Origin of the sequence: Pelagicoccus albus, from assembly GCF_014230145.1 — a bacterium.
Taxonomy (GTDB): domain Bacteria; phylum Verrucomicrobiota; class Verrucomicrobiia; order Opitutales; family Opitutaceae; genus Pelagicoccus; species Pelagicoccus albus.
Genome location: NZ_JACHVC010000012.1, coordinates 1306561 through 1326563, shown reverse-complemented (window position 1 = coordinate 1326563; position 20003 = coordinate 1306561). Strand labels below are relative to the sequence as shown.

Below are 20003 nucleotides of genomic sequence, written 5' to 3'. Positions count from 1 at the left end.
AGGCCGGAGCGAATTCATCGCTCCGGCCTTTGTTTTTTAAATCAATGCGCTAGATGCTAAGCCTTAGTGGCTGGTATCGAGCACGGTGCCTTTTGGCTGACCAATCTCGGAGAGCAATTCGTTGAACCAAGGCTCTTCGGTGTTGAAAGGCTTTCCGCCCGCCACGCGTTCGAATTCGCAAGCGCGAAGGATGTCACGGTTGTTTTCGTCATGCCCGATAACACCGCTCTCACCGGCAAATGCAGCTTCAACAGCCTTGTCCGTGCAGCTCTTGATGAGGTTGAGATCCTGAGCATTGGCTGCGGCGGCACGAGAGTAGTAGCCGCTCTTTTGTACCAATACCTTTTCAGCTCCGATCATTTCCTTGAACTGCTTGGCGAAGTAGGCTCCTGGGTTTATGAAGTCGAGCTGTACGTGACCAAACGCATCGCGAACGATCTCTTCGCCAGCCGCTTCTTTCTTGGCTACGATATCCGCCACACCTGCGCCTTCCGAGAGGAAGATGTTTACCGCGTCATGCTCGTCGAGCTGCTTGCGCAGGCGAGCCGCTTCCGCTTCCAGATCGATGCTAAGCTCTGGCACGTAGATCGCGTGCACGTCGTGGCGTTCGCGAGACAAACCCAGCTCAGGGACCCAGTAGCGGCACTTTTGGCGCTTGTGATACTCGTAGGCGGTGTAAGCAGCGAGCCACCCGCAGTGACGGCCCATAACTTCGTGCACGATCAACATGCGTGGGCTGGAGTTGTGCTCCGCTACCACGTTTTCGAAGTAATTAGCGCCATGCTCGGCCGCTGTATATGCGCCCAAAGACTGCTTGATAGGATACACGTCGTTGTCGATGGTCTTGGGGAGACCGATGACTCGGAGGGCGTAATCGTTCTTGGCCAAATACGCTGCCAAATCCGCAGCCGCAGTGTTGGTGTCGTCTCCGCCGATAGTGTGCAGCACGTCGACCCCGTCCTTGACCAGCTGGTCAGCCGCAACCTTCTGTGGATCTTCGCCTTCCTTCACGAGACCGCGCTTAACGCAGTCCTTGATGTTAGTCAGCTTTACGCGACTGTTGCCGATCGGGCTGCCGCCGAAAAGGTGCAAGTTGCCAGCATTCTTGCGGACTTCTGGGGTTACTTGGTAGCTCAAGCCCTTGAGCAGCCCATAGTAGCCGTTCTTGTAGCAAATGATCTCCACATCCGGATCGATCTCCGTGTAGCGCTGGATGAGACCACCGATTGCTGAGGATAGACAAGGGGCCAAACCGCCTGCCGTGAGGATACCTACTTTCTTAACTTTCATTTGTCGTAAATGTGTGAGGACTCGAACGGCTAGAGGACTTTCCCGAGAAAGACAAGTGAGGAGCGAGCCTGACCCCTATAAGTTGGGCTAACTTCAGAATACACGAGGCGAGGAAAAACTTAAGGACCGCTTTCAGATCCACGCTACAAAGGGGCAAGCAATCTATTACCTTGGCTAAAAAGCCTTCAAAAGCTGCTAACGCAGTCAACTTAGCTAGATTGTGACCTGATTTCAGCCGAATCTATTGAACAAGACTCGTATGCCCCTCCCTCCCGACAACGCCCCTGCAGGCCAGAACTCTCCAAAAGCGAAAATCCGAGAGATTACCCACAAGTGGAAGCAAGCCTACTTCACTCTGGTAGCGCTTAATTTCATAACCATCGGAGCCGCTTTCCAATTCGCCCGGACCCTCCACAAGGACTACGAAAAAACCATTCGCTTGGACGACTACTGGTCTGATGCCATGATCCAAATAGTCAGCCTAAACGATCATCTCGTTAGCTCCAACGTGCCCGCTAACCGAGTATTCGATACACTGGATCCCACCCTTGAACGCTTTAGGAAGGGACAAGCCAACGAGAAATTCAAAACAGATCTCAATAAGATCCGTACTCATCTAGCAAGAGCTCCCAATCACATTGACCAACTTGAAAGAATAGAGTCCGAACTCGACAAAATAGAGGCCGGGTATCGGATCTTAGACGCTTACGCAGAGGCGATATTCGACTCAATCTCCTTCGGTCAAATTGAAACAGCCTCCTCGCTGATGGCTACCATGGACATCCATGCGAGCGAAAGCAGCTCTATGCTAACACTGCTGAGCCATTCCATCTCGAATCTGCAGGAGATGGATTTTGCGAATGGCCAAGAGAAATCGAAAAAACTCACACAGTTTGAGTACCTTCTGCTGGCATTAATCGCCTCCATCCTGGGGATTACCCTCTTTTTCGGGCATAAGATGTCAGGCTTTCTGAACATGCAGGTTACAGAAACAGAGAAGAGCAGAGAGAGGGCCGACACAGCACGCCACGAATTAAGATCCCAAAGCTTCGCTCTCGACCAGCATTCCATCGTAGCCATAACCGACACAGCAGGGCGCATCACATACGCGAACGACCGATTCTGCGAAGTAAGCCAATACCAGCGCTCAGAACTCATCGGTCAGGATCACCGCATTCTAAATTCTGGGCACCACCCTAAGGCGATGTTCGTAGACATGCGAAAAGATCTGGCGAGAGGGGATGTCTGGAAAGGTGAAATAAAGAATCGAGCCAAAGACGGATCCCACTATTGGGTAGACACCACCATAGTGCCATATCGCGATGAGGCCGGACATATCTATAGTTATGTAGCCATCCGAACCGACATAACCGAGCAGATCGAGGCAGAGCAGAACCTCGAAGCAGCGCTGCAGGCGGCAAATGAATCCTCAGAGCGGGCAGAGCGGGCAAACGCGGCCAAGAGCGATTTCCTCGCCACGATGTCTCACGAAATCCGCACCCCAATGAATAGCATCGTCGGGTTTGCAAACTTACTGATCGAGTCTGACCTGCCAGACCAGTCGAGGGAATTCGCGAAATCCATTCTCGGCTCTGGTCAAGGCTTGCTCAGCGTTATCAACGACATTTTGGACTTCTCCAAAATCGAGGCAGGCAAACTCGAGACAGAATCCGTCCCGATCGACCTACGCCGCGTGATCGGCGAAGCAGTCGAACTGCTATCCGCCCAAGCAGAAGAAAAGGATTTGGAGCTTCTTTTCCAATTCTCTCCGGGAAACAACCGCAGCCTGATTTCAGATCCTGGCCGCATTCGTCAAATCGTCATAAACTTGGTCGGGAACGCTATTAAATTCACACGTCAGGGCCATGTCATCGTACGTGTGGAACCAGACCCCGAAAAACCGAGCTCCTTCTTGAGAATCTCGGTTGAAGACACCGGAGTCGGTATCCCAGATCAGGCCCAAAAACACCTTTTCAATAAATTCACCCAAGCCGACTCTTCCACTTCTCGCATCTTCGGCGGCACCGGCTTGGGATTGTCCATCTGCAAACACCTTGTCGTAAAGCTCGGCGGTCAAATCAGTCTTTCAAGCATCCAAGGAGAAGGTTCTACCTTTTGGTTTTCCCTACCAGCAAAAGCCGACGAGGAGTCTCCAAACGCTGAATCCCAAAACCAAATCGTACCCGGCATTCGAATACTCATCGTCGATGACCATCGACTGAGCCAAGAGTTAATCCAAACCCAACTTGAGCCGTGGGGCTTTTCTTGCGATACGGCATCATCAGCAGTAGAAGCCATCGAGAAAATCGCGAGAGCTCAGAGGGAATCAAAAGTCTACCAAGTAGCTCTCGTGGACGAGAAAATGCCCGACACGGACGGTATCGCACTCGCGAAACAGATAAAGGCAAGCCACCCCGACATTCGGCTGGTTGCCTTGGCTAGCAACGCATCATTGGTTGGAGGCGTTCGTTTCGCGGAGGTAGGCTATGAGAACTTCGTGATGAAGCCCTTGATATGGCCCGAAAGACTAAAAGAAGCTTTGGAATGCGCCTTGAGCGCGAATACTCGGCAGAATAGCGCGACGAGGCTTGGAAAGCAGAGTGCCTTTGGCTCAGCTCCTCAAGGAAACTATCGGATACTAATCGTCGACGATACCGAACTAAACCAGGTTTTGCTCCGTACCATTTTTGAAGAAAAATTTGGATACAAGACCGACACCGCCGCCAATGGCCAAGAAGCTATCGAAGCATGGAGAGAAAGACCTTACGATGCCATCTTCATGGATTGCATGATGCCAATAGTAGACGGCTTTGAGGCAACTCGGCTGATACGGTCGGAAGAGATTGCTAAGCGAATAAAAAGGACCCCCATCATTGCCCTAACCGCAAACGCGCTCGTAGGTGACGCCCAAAGCTGCTTCGACTGCGGTATGGACGACTATCTGACAAAACCGATAGCACCTGAGAAATTAGCCTTTTCCCTGAACCGCTGGTTACCGGAAGGAGAGCAAACAAAGGGCAGGCTCACTCTCGAAACTCCTAAGCAAAATAAGGCTAACGATTACTTAGACATCACCCGTCTAGAATCCTTGTTCCCGACCGGTGATGGCATGATCGAACAAATCCTCAGTACATTTTCTCGCAACATTTCCGAACTGGTCGAGAAACTGGCAAAAACCAAGGATCCTGAGAAAATCGCAAATATAGCCCACACCATAAAAGGAAGTGCCGCGGAGTGTGGAGCGCGACCGTTAAGCAAAGCAGCTCAAGGAGTGGAGAAAGCAATTAAAGAGCGACACAGCGAACTCCTTCCCGATCTTCTTCAAACGTTCGGAAAAACAGCTATCGCAACACTAAACGAGATCTCAAAGGCGCTAGAACTGCGGGAACCTTGACAGCAGGCTCCATCGCAAACCCAGTATTCGCACCCCTATCGCCGTCGGTTTTCCTCCGGTAAGAGCTCGATCAATTGATTTGGATACCCTGTCCTTTTCTCTAGAGTAAACGCGTCGTACAAACGGCCCGTCGCAGTAAACGCTTTGTAGTCCAATGTATTCCCATCGATAGATATCACCTGATAAAGCTGAGTATCTTCGGCAACACGCTTGGCGAATCCGTTCTTGGTTATTGGATACATTTTTGGCCCACTGACTGACACGACATAAACCGTCCCGATATCCGGATCATAAGCTTGTTGGTATCCAGTAGGGACATTTTCGATACCCATTTCTCTACCTAAATCCCCCGTACGCGCATAGGTGTGGTCATGACCATTTAGAACTAGGTCTACCTTGAACTCATCGATAACCGGCTTCCAAAGTTCGCGTAACTCCTTGTTGTCGCGGTCGCTGGCTGGGGAAAAAATCGGATGGTGAAAGGTCAACACCGTCCACCGGTTTGGGTTATCCTCTAGCACGGCACGCAACCAAGGAATTTGCTCCTCTCGCTTCTTGTTTGAATCCAAAGATACAATGCGGACACCTTGATAATCGATGTAATAACATGTCTCTTCCAGGCCTTCTGGCATGCCCTGCATCGGAAAGGAAAACTGCGGACGCCAATGGGTGCTGACCTTCGGCGTGCCACGATCCTGCAAACGATCACGCAAGGGAGCCTTGTCCACTTCCGTGCCAAGCAGGTCGGATTCCACATACCCCGTAAGCGCTTCAACACCATCCCCGACCATGGTTATCTCGTCATCCTCGTCGTATTCAAGATACGCCTCTTTTCCATCCTCGCTTCGGGCCGTGACCAAATAAAGCTCTTTCCCCTCGGGGTCTTTCGTTACATCTACTTCAACGTCTAGCTTCAAAACAGCTCCATCTTTGGCGTTCCAAAAACGCTCGTTTGCTGGACCTTGATCCACCCAAAAATACTCGTGATTGCCGGGAGTCGCCACCACGGGAATGGTCCCGTTTACCCAGGCGGGAGCGCCATGCCATTCGCCCCATTCGGCATCCCAAGCATCTTCGTTGATCAAATCCCCTGCGTGAAGCGAGAAAGCGGCTCGAGGAGCATCGCGAAACGCTTCGCGGAATACACGGGACCAATGCGTTTTCAGGTCGTTTTGAGCATCGCCGAAATAGATGAAGGTAAAAGGGGCCTCTGAGGCACTCGCGGTGCGAAAGTGGAAGAACTCGCTCCAATTCTCCCCATCTCCGACCCGATAAGCATAAAGCGTATCCGGTTTTAAATCACGAAAAGTGACCGAGTGGTAGTGAGCGTCGTTTATGTCGCTTTTGAAAAGCTCCGTTTCGGCCTTCACCCGCTGAGGATCTAAAGCTCTGCCATTTGCATTGGCCACTGCAATCTCAGCTACAGCCTCTTGCACCGATGTATCGGTTCTCCAAGTCACAGCCTGAGTCGAGCTCGGGTCAGCGTTCCAAGTCAAAACCACGCGATCCGGCACTGGAGTCGGCGCATGTTCAAGCTCGATAGGATACTTGACTGGGTGCCAATGCTCCTCTGCATCATGGGCGAACAAAAGGTTCGGGCCCGACAACAAAACGCCCACCAATAAACAACTTAGTAACTTCATTATAAAAATCGCTTACGCATACCACCCTACCTGTGGATGCCATTCTCGCTCGCTCGAAAGGACTCGCCGACTAGGCCAAAGGGTCAATCGTCAACCAATTTGGTAAGGCCAATTTTTCAATTCTGTAGCTTTTGGCGCCATATCGACTCAATTCGAATCTGAAAAGCTTCTGATAGCAGGCCCACTCTCTCTCCTGAGGCAGTTGAGGCCCTCCCAACACCCATGCTCCCGCATTCCTCGATCATGGATAGCCCTGAGACCTGCCCCATATCAACACAGCGAAACGATAGGGCATAAATTCTAGTTTCTTGCTTTAATAAGTAGTTCTTACATGGTTTATTTCCTCAACTACTTAAAGCCTCCCTATTCACAAAGGCTGCAACCCTCAACCGCTCCTACCATGCAACCCATTTTACGCTGTATCACCCTAGCTTTAGGCCTCGTCTCAAGTTCAGCTTTCGCCCAATTCCAACTGAATCCAGTCACCCTCCCTCCTGCCTATTACTTCTACGTTCCCTCCTTTAGCGAGCCGAGCAACCGCGTTGTCTACACCTACGAGCAAGGGACTCAGCAGTTCACCAAGCTAGCGGAAATCACCCAATCGGGAATTATCTCCGAAGCGAGGGACGTCGCCACCCTGGAAAACTTCGACATCTCGTACGCCTCTAGCTTCAACGAGGCCGTACACGACCTCTACGCGAACCCGCAAAACGAACTGGTCGTCGTCTATTCACTCCAGGAGTACTTCGGTTTCTCCGACGCATTCATGGATCACAATGTCCGCATCTATTCCATGGTGGACGGTAGCTTCGTAACCTCGCTCAACGAACATTCATTCGCCGGGCTAAACGAGGCAGTGATCCCTTCCGAAAGACTTGCCGAATTCAAACAAGAGGAACTCGACCTCGGAGTTCCTCAAAATATAGTTGATACCTACGACTATTACGTCGGCACCGAAGGAGTCATCCCCTACGGCCCCTCTTTTCAGTGGAATACGGACGGCACCCTGACCGTCTCCTTCGAGCTCGAGGTATTCATCGATTGGGACGACGGCTACACTCAGGATTACGCGGATTTCATCGGCACTGAAGTATTTTCCCGCACAATCGAGTTCACCCCGTCCGGTGTCGCTCAACTCGGATACGAGCATAGCAGCGCACCCGCCACCTACCCGTCCATCTTTACCCTTGCTCCCAGCTACAGCGAAACCGGTTCTACTGCAACGGTGTCTGGCTGGACTATCTATTTCGTTCTCTTCGAATTCTACTACAACGGAAACTACTACTCCCAGCGCCAACCTCGCGCCGTCAGGATGATCGAAGGCAGCATCCCCAAAGCCTACACTCGCATCCCCTTCTGAGTCATAGAGGGGCGAAATCAATAACCGTCACTTAACAATTCTTTCCTTCCCCAGCCGCTCACCTGAGCGGCTTTTTCTTTGCCGCAAACGCGCTTGCCTCGGTGTGACGCTTTTCCATCCTCACCGGCTTTCCAAACGTTTCTAGCGACCAGCGCCACTAACCCGCTAACAATTTCACCAAGAACCCATCAACCCTGTTTCATGCACGAAAATTTCCTGCCCAAGATCGCTGAAGAGCTCAGCATCCCCGAGTCCCACGTAGCGGCCACCGCCAAACTCCTAGTGGAAGGCGGCACCGTCCCCTTTATCGCTCGCTATCGCAAAGAAGCTACCGGCGGACTGGACGAAGTGCAGATCGCCAATATTCGCGACCGTCTTGACCAGTTGAAGGCACTCGAAGACCGCAGAGCCGCCATCTTGAAGTCGCTCGAAGAGCAAAAGGTCCTCACCGACGAGCTGAAGGCAAAGGTTAACGCCGCCGAGACACTCGCACGCCTCGAGGACGTCTACCTCCCCTATAAGCCCAAGCGCCGAACCAAAGCGACCATCGCCCGCGAAAAGGGCCTCGAACCGCTTGCCTTGAAGCTATTCGAAAACCAAGAAGACGCCGGGATCGACCCTGCGAGCGAAGCAACAGCCTTCGTCGATCCGGAAAAAGAAGTCGCCGACTCCGATGCCGCCTTGGCAGGGGCTCGCGACATCATAGCGGAGTGGATCAACGACGACGCAGATGCTCGCGCCGAACTCCGCGAACTCTACACAAAACACTCCACCCTCACCTCCAAAGTCATGATGGGCAAGGAGGAGGAAGGAGCGAAGTTCCGTGACTATTTCGACTGGTCCGAGCCCGTCGCAGATGCACCATCCCACCGCATCCTCGCTATCCGACGCGGTGAGCAGGAAATGTTTCTCTCCATGTCCGTGCGCCCAGATGAAGAACTGGCCATCACCAAGCTGGAAGAACGCTTCGTCAAAGGCTCCTCCCCTGCGGCCCAACAAGTCCGTCTGGCGGTGAAGGACGCATTCAAACGCCTCCTCTCCATCTCTATGGAAACCGCCGCTCGACTGGAGCTAAAGAAAAGGGCTGACGCGGAGGCCATCAATGTATTCACTTCCAATATACGCGAACTTCTGCTCGCACCAGCTCTCGGAGAGCGTCCGATCATCGCCATCGACCCTGGATTCCGCACCGGCTGCAAAACCGTCGTTCTAGACGCCCAAGGCAAACTGCTCTTCGACACCGTCATTTACCCGAGCCAATCCCAACGCCAGATCGACGAAGCAAAAACCATCATTACCGGTTTGGTACAGCGTTTCCAATCGCAAGCCATCGCTATCGGAAACGGAACAGCAGGACGCGAAACCGAGCAATTCGTTCGCGGACTGGGATTACCCAAGAATGTGGCCATCGTGATGGTCAACGAATCCGGTGCTTCCATCTACTCCGCTTCCGAAGTGGCTCGCGAGGAATTCCCTGACAAAGACATCACCGTTCGTGGAGCTGTATCCATCGGACGGAGACTGATGGACCCACTAGCGGAACTGGTAAAGATCGACCCGAAGTCAATCGGTGTCGGACAATACCAGCACGACGTCGATCAACGGGCCCTGAAAGCCTCGCTCGACGATTCGGTTCTATCCTGCGTAAACGCGGTCGGAGTGGAAGTGAACACCGCCTCCAAGCAACTCTTGTCTTACGTCTCCGGACTCAATAGCCGCCTTGCTGGAGCTATCGTGGCACACCGCGAAGCGAACGGCCCGTTCAAATCGCGCAAAGAAATCACCAAGGTCGCAGGCATCGGACCAAAGGCCTTCGAACAAGCCGCTGGGTTCTTGCGTATACGCGGAGCAGATAACCCATTGGATACGTCCGCAGTGCACCCCGAACGCTACGGTCTCGTAGAGCAGATGGCTTTCGACCTGAACGTCTCCCTCAAAGACCTGATCGCCGACTCCTCCGCCCGCAACCGTATCGATATCCAGAAATACACTACAGAAGAAGTCGGCTTACCGACCTTGCAGGATATCCTCCAAGAATTGGCAAAGCCAGGCCGTGACCCTCGCGCCGAATTCGAACTCGTCCAATTCAAGGATGGAGTCAACGCAATCACCGACCTGACCGAAGGCATGAAGCTGACAGGCATCGTTACCAACGTGACCGCCTTTGGCGCCTTCATCGACATCGGCGTGCACCAAGACGGATTGGCTCACATCAGCCAGCTTTCAGACAGCTTCGTCAAAGATCCGAATGAAGTGGTCAAGGTCGGCCAAAAAGTTTCCGCCACCGTGACAGAAGTAGACGTGGCGAGAAAACGTATCGGCCTCAGCCTGAAAAGCGTGGTGGAGATCGACCGCCGTTCGCCTGCCGAAAGAGCCGCGGATCGCGGCAACCGGGGTCCGAATACCAGTCGAGGTAATCGCCCTCGCGGTGGCGGCCACCAAGGCGGTCCTAGAGGCGGCAATCGCAATAGTCGCGGGAACGATCGTGGAGGCCAATCCTTCGGGGCTTTGGGCGACGCGTTCGGAAAGTTGGGGCTATAGCGTAAGGCCTATTTTTCAAAGCCTCTCTCGAAATCGGGAGAGGCTTTTTCGTGCCCTCATCACTCGTCTCAGGGTCGATTCTTTTAAAAACCTGCTAATTTGAGTAATCCACTCTATAGCCAATCTGTTAATTTTTTGCTAACTTCTGGCCATGTCATTTGAGACCGCCAGAACCGTAACGCCCTCCAGCTTCAGCCAGGAGTTTCAGTTCACGCGTCGCCCAGCGGTCCAGTATCCGACTAAGGCAAAGCAAGCGGTAAACATTTCAGACGACACCCTCAAAAAGTTCGCTACACGAAAATCCGAGCCGCTGAACATCCGCAATTTTTCTTACCGCTCCAATGGTCTCTTTGGCTCAGAGCAACTCATCGGTACACGGCTCAACGCGAGCGCCTGACACATTTTCCAAAGATATTCCTAAGTTTACGAACATCGGGGCCTGCTGGGAAGCGGGCCCCGTTCTTTTTTGAGGTTGCGGCCGTTACAGCCCCTTGACGAATTGGTCGACTATGGAAATCGATCTGCCAAAGCTCTTGCCTCAGGAACGCTACAAGTTTCTTACCTCCGTCATCGTTCCTCGACCCATAGCATGGGTTACCACCCTCTCCGAATCAGGCGTCGTAAACGCGGCTCCGTTTAGCTTTTTCAACGTATTCGGCTCAAAACCACCATTGGTAATCTTGGGCATCGGCAATCGGCCTGACACCGGAGAACCGAAGGATACGGTCCTCAATATCAGAAGCTCCGGTCAATTCGTCATCAACATGGTGACCAAAGGACAAGCGGAGGTCATGGTTCAAACAGCCTCCTCTTTGATCCACTCGGAAAGCGAAATCGAAACCTTCGGTCTCCAAACATCGCCTTCCCACTCCGTCTCGCCTCCTCGCATAGTAGGCGCTCCGGTCGCAATGGAATGCCAACTACACTCCCTCCAGGAGATCGGTAAAAATCGGCTTATCATCGCAGAAGTCGTGCATGCTTGGGTTGCCGACGAGTTTTGCGACGACGAGAGCGGCTACTTAAAGGTCAAGGACATGCACTTGGTCGGGCGAATGAATGGTCCTAGCGGGTACTGCGAAACCGACAGCATCTTCCACTTGGAGCGACCCGATTAATCCATAAAAAAAGGGCGTCCCGCGAGACGCCCTTTAATAATTCATTTTAGTGTAGTCGAAAGCGGCTAGTCTTTCTTTTTAAAGATCCCTTCCAGCAACTTGCCGGCTGCATCTGCATCATCGCCTTCAAGTCCAAGCTTTTTGGATGCTTCGTCGAGAAGCTTTTGCTTGCCCGCAGAAACGAGGATCTTCTCTAAAGCCTTGGACTCGAGTTTGACTCCCGGGCTATCCAAGGGGCCCCGGATAGCAAGCGGTAGCGTCACCCCATTTAGGTCAACGGGCTTGCCACCAATGCGAGCCTTGGAACCCGAGAAGGTAACCTGAGCAACCAAATCGTTCACAGCAGTACCTATCACTCCACTCAGATCAATATCCATGGTACCGCCGGAAATAGGAGGCTCGCCATCTGACTTGATTTTCGATCCGAGCGAATCCACGTCGACCTTACTCAACAACAACTTGAGGTCGTTCGCTCCCGTACCACTTGCTCCCGCCAAACTAAGTTTGGCATCAAGTACCCCGTTATCGGATACAATAGAGAGTGTGGGGGCCTTGCCGCTCAAAGAAGGGTGTGTAGAAATATCTTTGGCATTCAGGTCGATCATCGCCCCGTCTAAAAAGGCCGTCTTGATCCCGAGGGCTTCAATATTTCGTATCCAGACAGTGGGGCTACCTTCCGTTAAAAAGTCTGCCTTCACGTTAGCATGGCCAAGCGAGCGGATTTTGCTATCCAGCTGCTGCTTCCAGGTCAGAGTTTCCTCTTCCTCACCACCCGTCATCTCTTCTAACCAGCGCTTGGCTTGAGCCAGACGCTCCTTCCAGACCTCAGCGTTTTCCAATACGCTATCCAAATCATCAAAATCTGGCAGCTCCAAACCGGAATCCTCCTTCGGCTGTGGCCCAATCTGTTCACCTGGCGTCTCGCGAGCTTGTCCCGAAGTTGCGTCTTCTATCACTAGATTGTCGATCGAAAAACGTTTGCGCAGTAGATCAGTCGTATCGATATCTGCGACAATCCGTTTGGAGGTAAAAAGGTCCGTATCCAAGTTTTGGGCATCCGCCATTGCCAACCCAAGAACCTCCAGTTTCCCGTCCGTCAGTCCTAGGTTTACGCCTTCCAAATCGACAGTCGCACCATTGGCGGTCTCAAGATTGGATTTTGCCAACGAAGTGATGAGCGGCTCCGACAGCTTACTGAAGCCAAAGATGAGCACAGCTGTCAGAACAACCACAACCGCTACGCCCCAGATGCGGAATGGGTTACCCCATTTGACTGCAAGAAGCTCCTCGTAACTCTTTTTGCCGCGGCCCGAACCGAGAAAGAGAAATTTGAGAACCTTGACGTAACCCTTTTCAGAATACTTGTTCAACCGGTTCGGCTCTTTCGAAACCGCCAACATCTTTTTGCGGTAGCTAGCGATGGAGCGTTTGATGAGAAAAGCCAGCACGAGCCCAAAAACAACCGCCAAAAACTGTCCACCCGCTACCGAGTAGTAGTCCAAACCCGAATACGCTGTGATGGGCGCATTTATCAGTAGCTTGAAAATCCCCTGCAGCGGTCCCTCGAGAAGGAATCGACCCACCAGGAAAATAAGCGGCATAGCAAGAAGCAGGACCAACTTGCTCAGCAGGGCGACGATACCAGCTAGAAAGAGGTTCGCGTTGAGGATGAGCAACAAAAAGACCCAGAGCACGGTCAAAGCCGGCGAGTGCCCAAAGCTGGGAATGAACCCAAGCAGAGCTCCCAAGAGGCAAGCTGCATAAATTTGAAACGGAGTGGTTTTACCACGAAACAGTGAACCAATCTTTCGAGTTACGATCATAAGGTTACGGAGTTAAGAGCTGGGAGATCGGCCTTGAACCAGTACAGCGCACTCGCTTGGTCTGGATCCATGGTCTGTCTCTACGGCCGGAATAAAGAGTACTGGACAAGCACAACCGCTAGAAGATCCTAAGTCAAAGCCACAGAGGTACATTCGCTAAAACGAAACACGATTATTGGTCCAAACCCAGCCCTACAGAGATTATCCCACCATGAAGATACCAGCTCGTACTGTCGCCATAGCCCTTGGCTTAAGCCTGCTCGCAGGTTGCGCCGCCACGATTCCTGTAAAGGTCGCAACCAAGACAACAAAAGCAGGAGTAAAAACCGCGAAAGTAGGCGTCAAAACGACTGCCAAGGCAGGTGCAGCCATCATCCCTGACAAGAAGGATGATGAAGCTGAGAACCGTTAGCGTCGCGATTTGCAAAAAAAGCCACAGCTCCCTGCCGGGAACGTGGCTTCAAATTACGCAGCGAGGAAGTCAAAGACTTCTCTGCATTCTACTCGACCGTAATTGTGATCTTCTTGGACTTCACGACCGGATCATGCGGGATGTGCAGATAGTCGCCTAAGACGAGCTGCAAACTGTGCTCACCAGGCTCAAGTTCGATCGTTGCTTGCGTTTGTCCTCCTCCGAAGTGCTTAAGGCTGTCACTCATCGGCATAGGCGTCGATTCGGCAGGCATAGACTTCGCGTCGATCAAAAGGTGGTGGTGTCCGGTATTTTCTTTCATCACTCCTGCTGGAGCTACACCCATACCCTTGAGACCAAAAAGAACCGTGACGGGACTGGAAACAGTTTCCCCATCCGATGGCGAGATGATATAGACTTCAGCCCCTTCTGGAGAGGGCTGACGCTCGAGCTGGGCCGAAGCTAAGTGTGCCCCACAGGCGGCTAAGAGTAAGAAGGCAATACGTTTAACTAGGATCATATAATCTTGTGTTGTCAGTTGGCTAGGCACGCTCCCTTTTACTGCGGAGCGGAAAAAATCGATTCGTCGATCGCTGGATTCAACTCTAGGGAATCAAAGGTGATAACGATGATGACCCCCATGTTATTTAGCTCCATACGAGTTGGGTAAACAATTCCGTCTTGGTTTCCGTATTCCAAGAAATCCATCACAGCCTTGATCTCGCCCATAGGGCTCACCGCGATCGTATCCACTCGCAGAAGCAGCCAGGACTCCTTGCTGTAGTAGCGAGTTTCAGGCAACTCCGTGGCGGCGGAGACGAGTTTTAAAACAGCCGCGGGTTCCCCTCTTACCTCTTCATCCGGCAGTAATTCGCCGGAAGAAAAAGAAGACTCGAAATCCAAGATGTCGGAAAAACTTTCGTTTTGCTTCAGGGCCGCGATCTCCGCTTCACCCAAATAGCGAAACCCTTGCATCGGGTCATTAGCCCAGCCGATCTCGCCATCATACCCTTGGGTCATCGTTCCCAATCCAGGAAGTACCTGCTCACTGTAGATCTTGTCAGGATAGGCCTGCACAACCATCGAGCTTCCTGTCATATTCATGGCTTCGATCGCGAGAGTCCCTTTCAAGCGTGAGCTCTTGATTGCCTCCAGCGCTTCGCGACCGCCGCTGGCTTCGAGGTTTGCTTCGAGGACTTCAATGACGGAGTCGGGCAAAGCAGCGCGAGCCGAAGCGGCGAGTGGAGCCAAGGCTACGAGGACATAGATAAAGGTTCTATTTAGGCAGGATGCGATCATGAGAGGCTATTCGTTTGAATTGATCCAATGGAGGGCTACTTCGAGAACCGTATCGTGTCCCCGAGAAAGATCAACCGGTGAAATTGGAACCACCTCGTCTGGAACAACGCCTCGCCCTTCCAGACTATTGCCACCAGGTGTCATAAAATCCCCCATCGCGATCTGGAGCGCATCTCCATTCGGCAAAGAAAACGCCATGGATGGGAGGGCCGCACCAGGGGTTGGCTGACCAAAAACCCGAACTCGCCCGAGCTCTTGTAGTCCGATAGTGAATACTTCACTTGTAGATAAAGTACTCTCGTTCACTAACACTGCTACCTTGCCAAGAAATGCTCGTTTCTGCGGAAAGCCGACAACATTTATATGCCCGCTGCGCATGGTAGTGGTTCCGAGCGTTTCTTGCTGGTCCAAAAGCATGCCGGCCAAACCGCCGGCCATGAACATCAGGCCACCCGGATTGCCCCTCAGATCAATAATGAGCCCATCGGTTTCTTCACTCAAATTGCTAAGGTAGGACCGGATATCCGGCATGATAGCCGGAAACCATAAACTGTACCGCAAATAACCCACCTTTTCACTTAGCTCTCGGGTCTCAAGCTCTATTGGCAGACGACCAATATTGCCCAGAGGCTCCGAACTGCGGCCTTCGTACTTCTCCAGATTAAAGGAAAGCGTTCGCTTCGCTCCCTCGGGTGATTCGATTTGGACTTCGACGCGATCACCAACTCCAGATCGGAAACGTGAGAGTACCGAAGAAACCACTTCGTATTTGATAACATGGTCCGGGGCCCCGGAATTCCGTAGAGAACGCCAAAAATCGTCGATCGCGACGCCGTTAACAGCGAGCAAACGATCTCCGTCCCGCACACCCGCCGCAAACGCGACACCATCGGCCTCCACCCGATAAAAGTACAGCTGCTCTCCAGCGGAGCAAAGGTCTACCCCAGCCCAAGCACCTCCCCAAGGAAGTGCCTTTCCCTTATCAGATACGCTGGTTAGAAGAGCTAAATGAGAATCTCCGAGCTCGTATAGCATCTTTGTGATCAAGGAACGAACCTCGGCCATACTCTGCGAATTCTCGACCTCCGCCCGATAGCGATGCCCCACTTCGGTCCAGTCCAATCCTCGAAAATCGGGGTCGTAATAGGTCTCGCCCACTTTCGACCAAGCTGCGTCAAAAGTCGCAATCCTAAGCTCCCGAGATTCGTTGGCAGCCCCACAGACAGCTAATATCACAAGCCCAGTGAAGAAAATGAAGCTCCGAAATAGCGCTAATCCTCGCATTTGGTCCCTTGAGATTAATTTTGACCGAAACAGTTGCGCTTCAGTGTTTTAAAAGAATGTAAAGACTTTCCAATTCGCTGTAACATTATCTTTTCATTAAAAAACTTTCTTTTAGGCACGCAGCATGCTTAAACGGTCTTGTTCATCGATGAAACGTTCTATCAACCAACAACAAAAAAACAACGCAGTCCAAGTGGCAGGCCTACGAGCACGCCAACAATGGACCATGGCTTGGCAAGCGGATAAACGACCGGAACGCTAGAACCTAACCGGAAAACGAACAAACCGCCCTGCCAAGCCGAACGAAAAAACGTTCGGCTTTTTTTATGGGCCGGAACCCACAAACCCAATTTACACCAACTCAGGACACGAAAATACAATGGAAAACATACTGCTAACTCGGAAGCGCCCGCCCTCGATCATCGAGACGGAGAACCTTCTGCTCAGAACGCCACGGATCGAAGACGCAATCGCCTTGCACGATCTCGCGGCCGCTGACGAAGCATTCGCAAACGCCACCGTGGGTCAGAACTCCAGCTCCCTGGAAACCGCCTGCACGGCCATCGTACGGATGCTCGAAGATCACCGGACAGGTACAGGAGCATGGTGGATCGTTGCGCAGAAAGACACCGGCAGAGTGATCGGGCTAACGGGCTTCAACGCTCAACACGTCGAACACGGCCCCATGAATGTGCTCGCCAAGGATTTCCACAAGAAAGGTCTCGTGCGAGAGGTGATCGAAGGTCTGATCCTTTGTAGCTCTCCACTGCCCTACCAGAGCACGTCCTTCCATTCCCGCAGCACCAACGACGAGGCGGAAACCGATCTCACTCCGCCGACCCGCTGGTATTGGCACAACGGACCAAGCCGCCGCTGCCGCACCGGCATCCTGCGCTGCGCTTAACTTTTGCGGGACTCCCGCATAGAATCCCAACTCTCAACAGCCGAGCCTTTCGAGGCTCGGCTTTTTCGTAGCCTTTTGCCCAGAGCCGAAATCGCCTAGCGATCAATGTTTTCCTTTAGAATTTCGCTTCCCTGGAAACGTTTCGCCACGATCCAGCGATTCGTAGGTGTAGTGGGGGCACCCTTCGTGAAATGCCTCAAGGTATTGTAGAAAACGAAAAACCGATCTTCCACTGGCTCGGCAGTGGCGACCTGGAACTCTTCCCACTCGTAGAAATAAGTCGTCTTCGTCCCAGTCAGGGTTATGTCGCCGTTTAAGCTAAACTCCACATCGTCATACAAAGTTTCGCTGGTCTCCTTTTCCAAGCTTCGGAGCTCCGCATTGATCACTACCCTCCGGATCTCTCCGATATCGTATTTCGGGCGAGACAAAACCTCATGGGCAATTTCTAATAGTCGACCGTCGCGGCTAACTGACTCCGGCATGCGCGAGAGTGAGAGAGCCTCCCCGTGCTTAGCTTTGAAGCCTTCCATCGTGGCCGTCATTCGCTGCAAGATCTGCAAATGCTCCTGAAGCTGCGGCCTCTCGAGCAGCTGATCAAATTCGACCGCTGCGGAAGCAATTCGCAAATCCCGAGACATACGACCCCAGTTTTCCTTGGCCACGCCCTGCCCCAAAAACGCGTTGACCTGATCGGAAGGGTCAGCCGGGTCTAGGGCCTCAAAATGGGCGATCGTATCCAGTATTTGCCCCATCTGGACATCAAAATTTGCCCCGATTTGAGCAGCATCTTGCTCTACTTTTTCGATACCACCCAAGAACCAACGCTGAAGGCGGTTTAGGTCGTTTTTGTCGTAGGATGCTCCCTGTCCGACAGTACCCGGGTTATTTGGCAGGTAGGCCACCGCCCCGATTTGCTGCAAAACGCCAAGCTGAGCAGTCGCTTCTTGGCGAAACTCAGCTGCCTGAGCGCCCCAAGCCGCGATAGCCTCTCGCTCGTACGGAAAAGATGGCGGCTCTGGAGCACGCCTTTTCGATTCGTCAATTGCCCTCAAGCGAGCCTGCACATCGCCCAATCCGGCCATCTGCTTTGCCGTATGATCCTTGCCGAAGGCGAGTAATGATTCGTGTGCCTGCAGGGCAGAACGAGCCGCTTCAACGTCGGGATCCCCCGCAAATTCCCTGTATTTGGCGAGAGCATCGCGGAAGCGAGCCACTCGCTGATCCATTGCCTGCACGTGAGCAGCGTCCTGAAAAACGGTCACGCCCTCTTTATCCATCGTCTCAGTAGCGCTTTCGATATCACGCTTTAGCTTCTGGATTCGCACCCGTTGCTGCGATATCATTTGGGATTGGGCAACATTCGCTTGCGACTTCGAAACTTGGACAGAAATAGAAACTTCTGGAGCAGCAGTCGGAGTCTGAGGCACTTGACCATCCAATCTTGCTATCAGGGCATTGAACCTCTGGTCCGCCTCTAGCCATGAAGCGTCCGACTTGTTGGGCGACGCGTCCAAACGCTGACGCGTAAGTTTGAGCAGGTTTCGAGTTCGCCTCACCGAGGCGCTGTTCTGCACAAAGGCCGGCGTGATCTGGGCCTCAAACTTCTCGATATCGACCAGAGCAGACTTGATCTGCGAATCCGCTGGAGCCGCGGCGAATGAATCGATCGAAAACGAGCCAACGAAGATACTGAAAAGGGCGGCACAGATCACCCCGCGAAAACTGGAAACAAAAGGCATGGCTGAGTTGGTTTGGATTTAGGAGTTCGGATCGTAGCAGATTACAGACCTGGTCAAGCTACAAAAGAGCATGGACGGCTCGATAAGAAAAAGAACAAGTGGACAACAGGCTCCGCATACACTGCTCTAAGGTAAACCTGAGCACCATCCCCAAAATCATACATTATGAAACGCGCTCTCATAACAGGGATTACTGGACAAGACGGATCCTACCTAGCTGAACTCCTCCTATCCAAAGGATACGAAGTACACGGAGTCATACGCCGAGCCTCAACCTTTAATACTGCTCGCATCGACCACCTCTACCAAGATCCGCACGTCAATGGCGTAAAGCTCTTCCTTCACTACGGCGACCTCGCCGATTCGGTTCAGATGGTCAAACTGCTCTACGATCTACAACCAGATGAAATCTACAATCTGGGAGCCCAGTCCCATGTTCGCGTTTCTTTCGAAATCCCAGAGTACACCGGCGACATAGTCGGCACAGGGGCAGTTCGCATCCTCGAGGCGATTCGCGAGGCCAATCTAGTCACCAAGACTCGCTACTATCAGGCCTCCTCTTCTGAGATGTACGGCAAGGCCCAGGAGGTCCCCCAGACTGAAAAAACACCTTTCTGGCCCCGCTCGCCCTATGGCTGCGCCAAGATGTATGCCCACTGGCTCACCGTGAACTACCGCGAATCCTACGACCTGTTCGCCTGCTCCGGCATACTCTTCAACCACGAATCCCCGCGCCGCGGAGAAACCTTCGTGACCCGCAAGATCACCCGAGCCGCCACCCGCATCAAGTTGGGCCTGCAGGATAAGCTCTACCTCGGAAACCTGGACGCCAAGCGCGACTGGGGCTACGCCAAGGAATACGTGGAAATGATGTGGCTGATGCTTCAGCAGGACCAGCCAGACGACTATGTGATCGCCACCAACGAAACCCACACCGTTAAGGAATTCGTGCAGGAAACCTTTGCCCTGCTGGATCTGGATTGGGAAAAATACGTCGACTATGACGACCGCTACGAGCGCCCGGCGGAGGTCGATCTCCTCATCGGAGACCCAGCCAAGGCGAAAAAACAGCTGGGCTGGGAGCCGAAGGTCAAGTTCAAGGAGTTGGTCAAGATCATGACTGAGGCCGACCTCGAGCTTGCCGAAAGGGAAGCTAAGATCAAAGTCGCTCTGGCGTAGCGGAACTCGCGGCTACC

At 52.7% G+C, this 20003-nt stretch carries 15 protein-coding genes; 8 read left to right on the top strand and 7 right to left on the bottom strand.

Features of this window, described 5'->3' with window-relative positions; genetic code table 11:
- Nucleotides 1-63: 63 nt before the first annotated feature.
- Complete coding sequence (locus H5P27_RS15135; protein ID WP_185661229.1) at nucleotides 64-1290, bottom strand: pyrophosphate--fructose-6-phosphate 1-phosphotransferase; 1227 nt, start codon at nucleotides 1288-1290, stop codon at nucleotides 64-66.
- 259 nt (nucleotides 1291-1549) lie between these two features.
- Between H5P27_RS15135 and H5P27_RS15130 the strand changes: the two genes are divergently transcribed.
- Complete coding sequence (locus tag H5P27_RS15130; protein WP_185661228.1) at nucleotides 1550-4684, top strand: PAS domain-containing hybrid sensor histidine kinase/response regulator; 3135 nt, start codon at nucleotides 1550-1552, stop codon at nucleotides 4682-4684.
- Nucleotides 4685-4719: 35 nt separating this feature from the next.
- Here H5P27_RS15130 and H5P27_RS15125 read toward each other — a convergent pair whose 3' ends face one another.
- The gene (locus H5P27_RS15125) at nucleotides 4720-6327 is read right to left on the bottom strand and encodes a purple acid phosphatase family protein (RefSeq protein ID WP_185661227.1); all 1608 of its coding nucleotides are present in this window, start codon (nucleotides 6325-6327) and stop codon (nucleotides 4720-4722) included.
- 400 nt (nucleotides 6328-6727) lie between these two features.
- On the opposite strand from H5P27_RS15125, the gene H5P27_RS15120 reads away from it, so the two are divergent.
- From H5P27_RS15120 to H5P27_RS15105, 4 genes are all read left to right on the top strand, one after another.
- Nucleotides 6728-7687, top strand: coding sequence for a hypothetical protein (locus tag H5P27_RS15120; RefSeq protein ID WP_185661226.1), 960 nt, complete (start codon nucleotides 6728-6730; stop codon nucleotides 7685-7687).
- Nucleotides 7688-7888: 201 nt separating this feature from the next.
- Nucleotides 7889-10228: a Tex family protein gene (locus tag H5P27_RS15115; protein ID WP_185661225.1), complete on the top strand. Its 2340-nt coding sequence runs from the start codon at nucleotides 7889-7891 to the stop codon at nucleotides 10226-10228.
- A 151-nt stretch (nucleotides 10229-10379) separates the two neighbouring features.
- Complete coding sequence (locus H5P27_RS15110) at nucleotides 10380-10625, top strand: hypothetical protein (protein ID WP_185661224.1); 246 nt, start codon at nucleotides 10380-10382, stop codon at nucleotides 10623-10625.
- A gap of 112 nt (nucleotides 10626-10737) precedes the next feature.
- Nucleotides 10738-11343 carry a flavin reductase family protein gene (locus H5P27_RS15105; RefSeq protein ID WP_185661223.1) on the top strand — a complete coding sequence of 202 codons (606 nt, stop codon included), beginning with the start codon at nucleotides 10738-10740 and terminating at the stop codon, nucleotides 11341-11343.
- 65 nt (nucleotides 11344-11408) lie between these two features.
- Here the strand turns inward: H5P27_RS15105 and H5P27_RS15100 are convergent, their stop codons facing one another.
- Nucleotides 11409-13166 (bottom strand): DUF2062 domain-containing protein, encoded by a 1758-nt coding sequence (locus H5P27_RS15100; RefSeq protein WP_185661222.1) that lies wholly within the window; start codon nucleotides 13164-13166, stop codon nucleotides 11409-11411.
- Nucleotides 13167-13377: 211 nt separating this feature from the next.
- On the opposite strand from H5P27_RS15100, the gene H5P27_RS15095 reads away from it, so the two are divergent.
- Nucleotides 13378-13578: a hypothetical protein gene (locus H5P27_RS15095; protein WP_185661221.1), complete on the top strand. Its 201-nt coding sequence runs from the start codon at nucleotides 13378-13380 to the stop codon at nucleotides 13576-13578.
- An 88-nt stretch (nucleotides 13579-13666) separates the two neighbouring features.
- On the opposite strand, the gene H5P27_RS15090 is transcribed toward H5P27_RS15095, so the two are convergent.
- From H5P27_RS15090 to H5P27_RS15080, 3 genes are read right to left on the bottom strand one after another with little or no spacing between them, the layout of a single operon-like run.
- Nucleotides 13667-14098, bottom strand: coding sequence for a DUF4399 domain-containing protein (locus tag H5P27_RS15090; protein ID WP_185661220.1), 432 nt, complete (start codon nucleotides 14096-14098; stop codon nucleotides 13667-13669).
- Nucleotides 14099-14136: 38 nt separating this feature from the next.
- Entirely contained in the window at nucleotides 14137-14877 is a 741-nt protein-coding gene (locus H5P27_RS15085) for a LolA-like protein (protein WP_185661219.1), read from the bottom strand.
- 6 nt (nucleotides 14878-14883) lie between these two features.
- On the bottom strand, nucleotides 14884-16113 hold the full coding sequence (locus tag H5P27_RS15080) for a S41 family peptidase (protein ID WP_185661218.1): 1230 nt from the start codon (nucleotides 16111-16113) through the stop codon (nucleotides 14884-14886).
- A gap of 427 nt (nucleotides 16114-16540) precedes the next feature.
- Between H5P27_RS15080 and H5P27_RS15075 the strand changes: the two genes are divergently transcribed.
- Nucleotides 16541-17065: a GNAT family N-acetyltransferase gene (locus tag H5P27_RS15075; protein ID WP_185661217.1), complete on the top strand. Its 525-nt coding sequence runs from the start codon at nucleotides 16541-16543 to the stop codon at nucleotides 17063-17065.
- 95 nt (nucleotides 17066-17160) lie between these two features.
- Here H5P27_RS15075 and H5P27_RS15070 read toward each other — a convergent pair whose 3' ends face one another.
- Nucleotides 17161-18807, bottom strand: coding sequence for a hypothetical protein (locus H5P27_RS15070; RefSeq protein WP_185661216.1), 1647 nt, complete (start codon nucleotides 18805-18807; stop codon nucleotides 17161-17163).
- A gap of 165 nt (nucleotides 18808-18972) precedes the next feature.
- Between H5P27_RS15070 and gmd the strand changes: the two genes are divergently transcribed.
- Nucleotides 18973-19986 (top strand): GDP-mannose 4,6-dehydratase, encoded by a 1014-nt coding sequence (gene gmd / locus H5P27_RS15065; RefSeq protein ID WP_185661215.1) that lies wholly within the window; start codon nucleotides 18973-18975, stop codon nucleotides 19984-19986.
- The last annotated feature ends 17 nt before the right edge of the window (nucleotides 19987-20003 follow it).

What these genes read in the sequence shown, in the direction of transcription:
- H5P27_RS15085 (WP_185661219.1), bottom strand. Translation starts at nt 14,877, where the DNA reads ATGATCGCATCCTGCCTAAATAGAACCTTTATCTATGTCCTCGTAGCC.
- H5P27_RS15105 (WP_185661223.1), top strand. Translation starts at nt 10,738, where the DNA reads ATGGAAATCGATCTGCCAAAGCTCTTGCCTCAGGAACGCTACAAGTTT.
- H5P27_RS15070 (WP_185661216.1), bottom strand. Translation starts at nt 18,807, where the DNA reads ATGCCTTTTGTTTCCAGTTTTCGCGGGGTGATCTGTGCCGCCCTTTTC.
- H5P27_RS15095 (WP_185661221.1), top strand. Translation starts at nt 13,378, where the DNA reads ATGAAGATACCAGCTCGTACTGTCGCCATAGCCCTTGGCTTAAGCCTG.
- H5P27_RS15115 (WP_185661225.1), top strand. Translation starts at nt 7,889, where the DNA reads ATGCACGAAAATTTCCTGCCCAAGATCGCTGAAGAGCTCAGCATCCCC.
- H5P27_RS15130 (WP_185661228.1), top strand. Translation starts at nt 1,550, where the DNA reads ATGCCCCTCCCTCCCGACAACGCCCCTGCAGGCCAGAACTCTCCAAAA.
- H5P27_RS15075 (WP_185661217.1), top strand. Translation starts at nt 16,541, where the DNA reads ATGGAAAACATACTGCTAACTCGGAAGCGCCCGCCCTCGATCATCGAG.
- H5P27_RS15125 (WP_185661227.1), bottom strand. Translation starts at nt 6,327, where the DNA reads ATGAAGTTACTAAGTTGTTTATTGGTGGGCGTTTTGTTGTCGGGCCCG.
- gmd (WP_185661215.1), top strand. Translation starts at nt 18,973, where the DNA reads ATGAAACGCGCTCTCATAACAGGGATTACTGGACAAGACGGATCCTAC.
- H5P27_RS15110 (WP_185661224.1), top strand. Translation starts at nt 10,380, where the DNA reads ATGTCATTTGAGACCGCCAGAACCGTAACGCCCTCCAGCTTCAGCCAG.
- H5P27_RS15100 (WP_185661222.1), bottom strand. Translation starts at nt 13,166, where the DNA reads ATGATCGTAACTCGAAAGATTGGTTCACTGTTTCGTGGTAAAACCACT.
- H5P27_RS15090 (WP_185661220.1), bottom strand. Translation starts at nt 14,098, where the DNA reads ATGATCCTAGTTAAACGTATTGCCTTCTTACTCTTAGCCGCCTGTGGG.
- H5P27_RS15120 (WP_185661226.1), top strand. Translation starts at nt 6,728, where the DNA reads ATGCAACCCATTTTACGCTGTATCACCCTAGCTTTAGGCCTCGTCTCA.
- H5P27_RS15135 (WP_185661229.1), bottom strand. Translation starts at nt 1,290, where the DNA reads ATGAAAGTTAAGAAAGTAGGTATCCTCACGGCAGGCGGTTTGGCCCCT.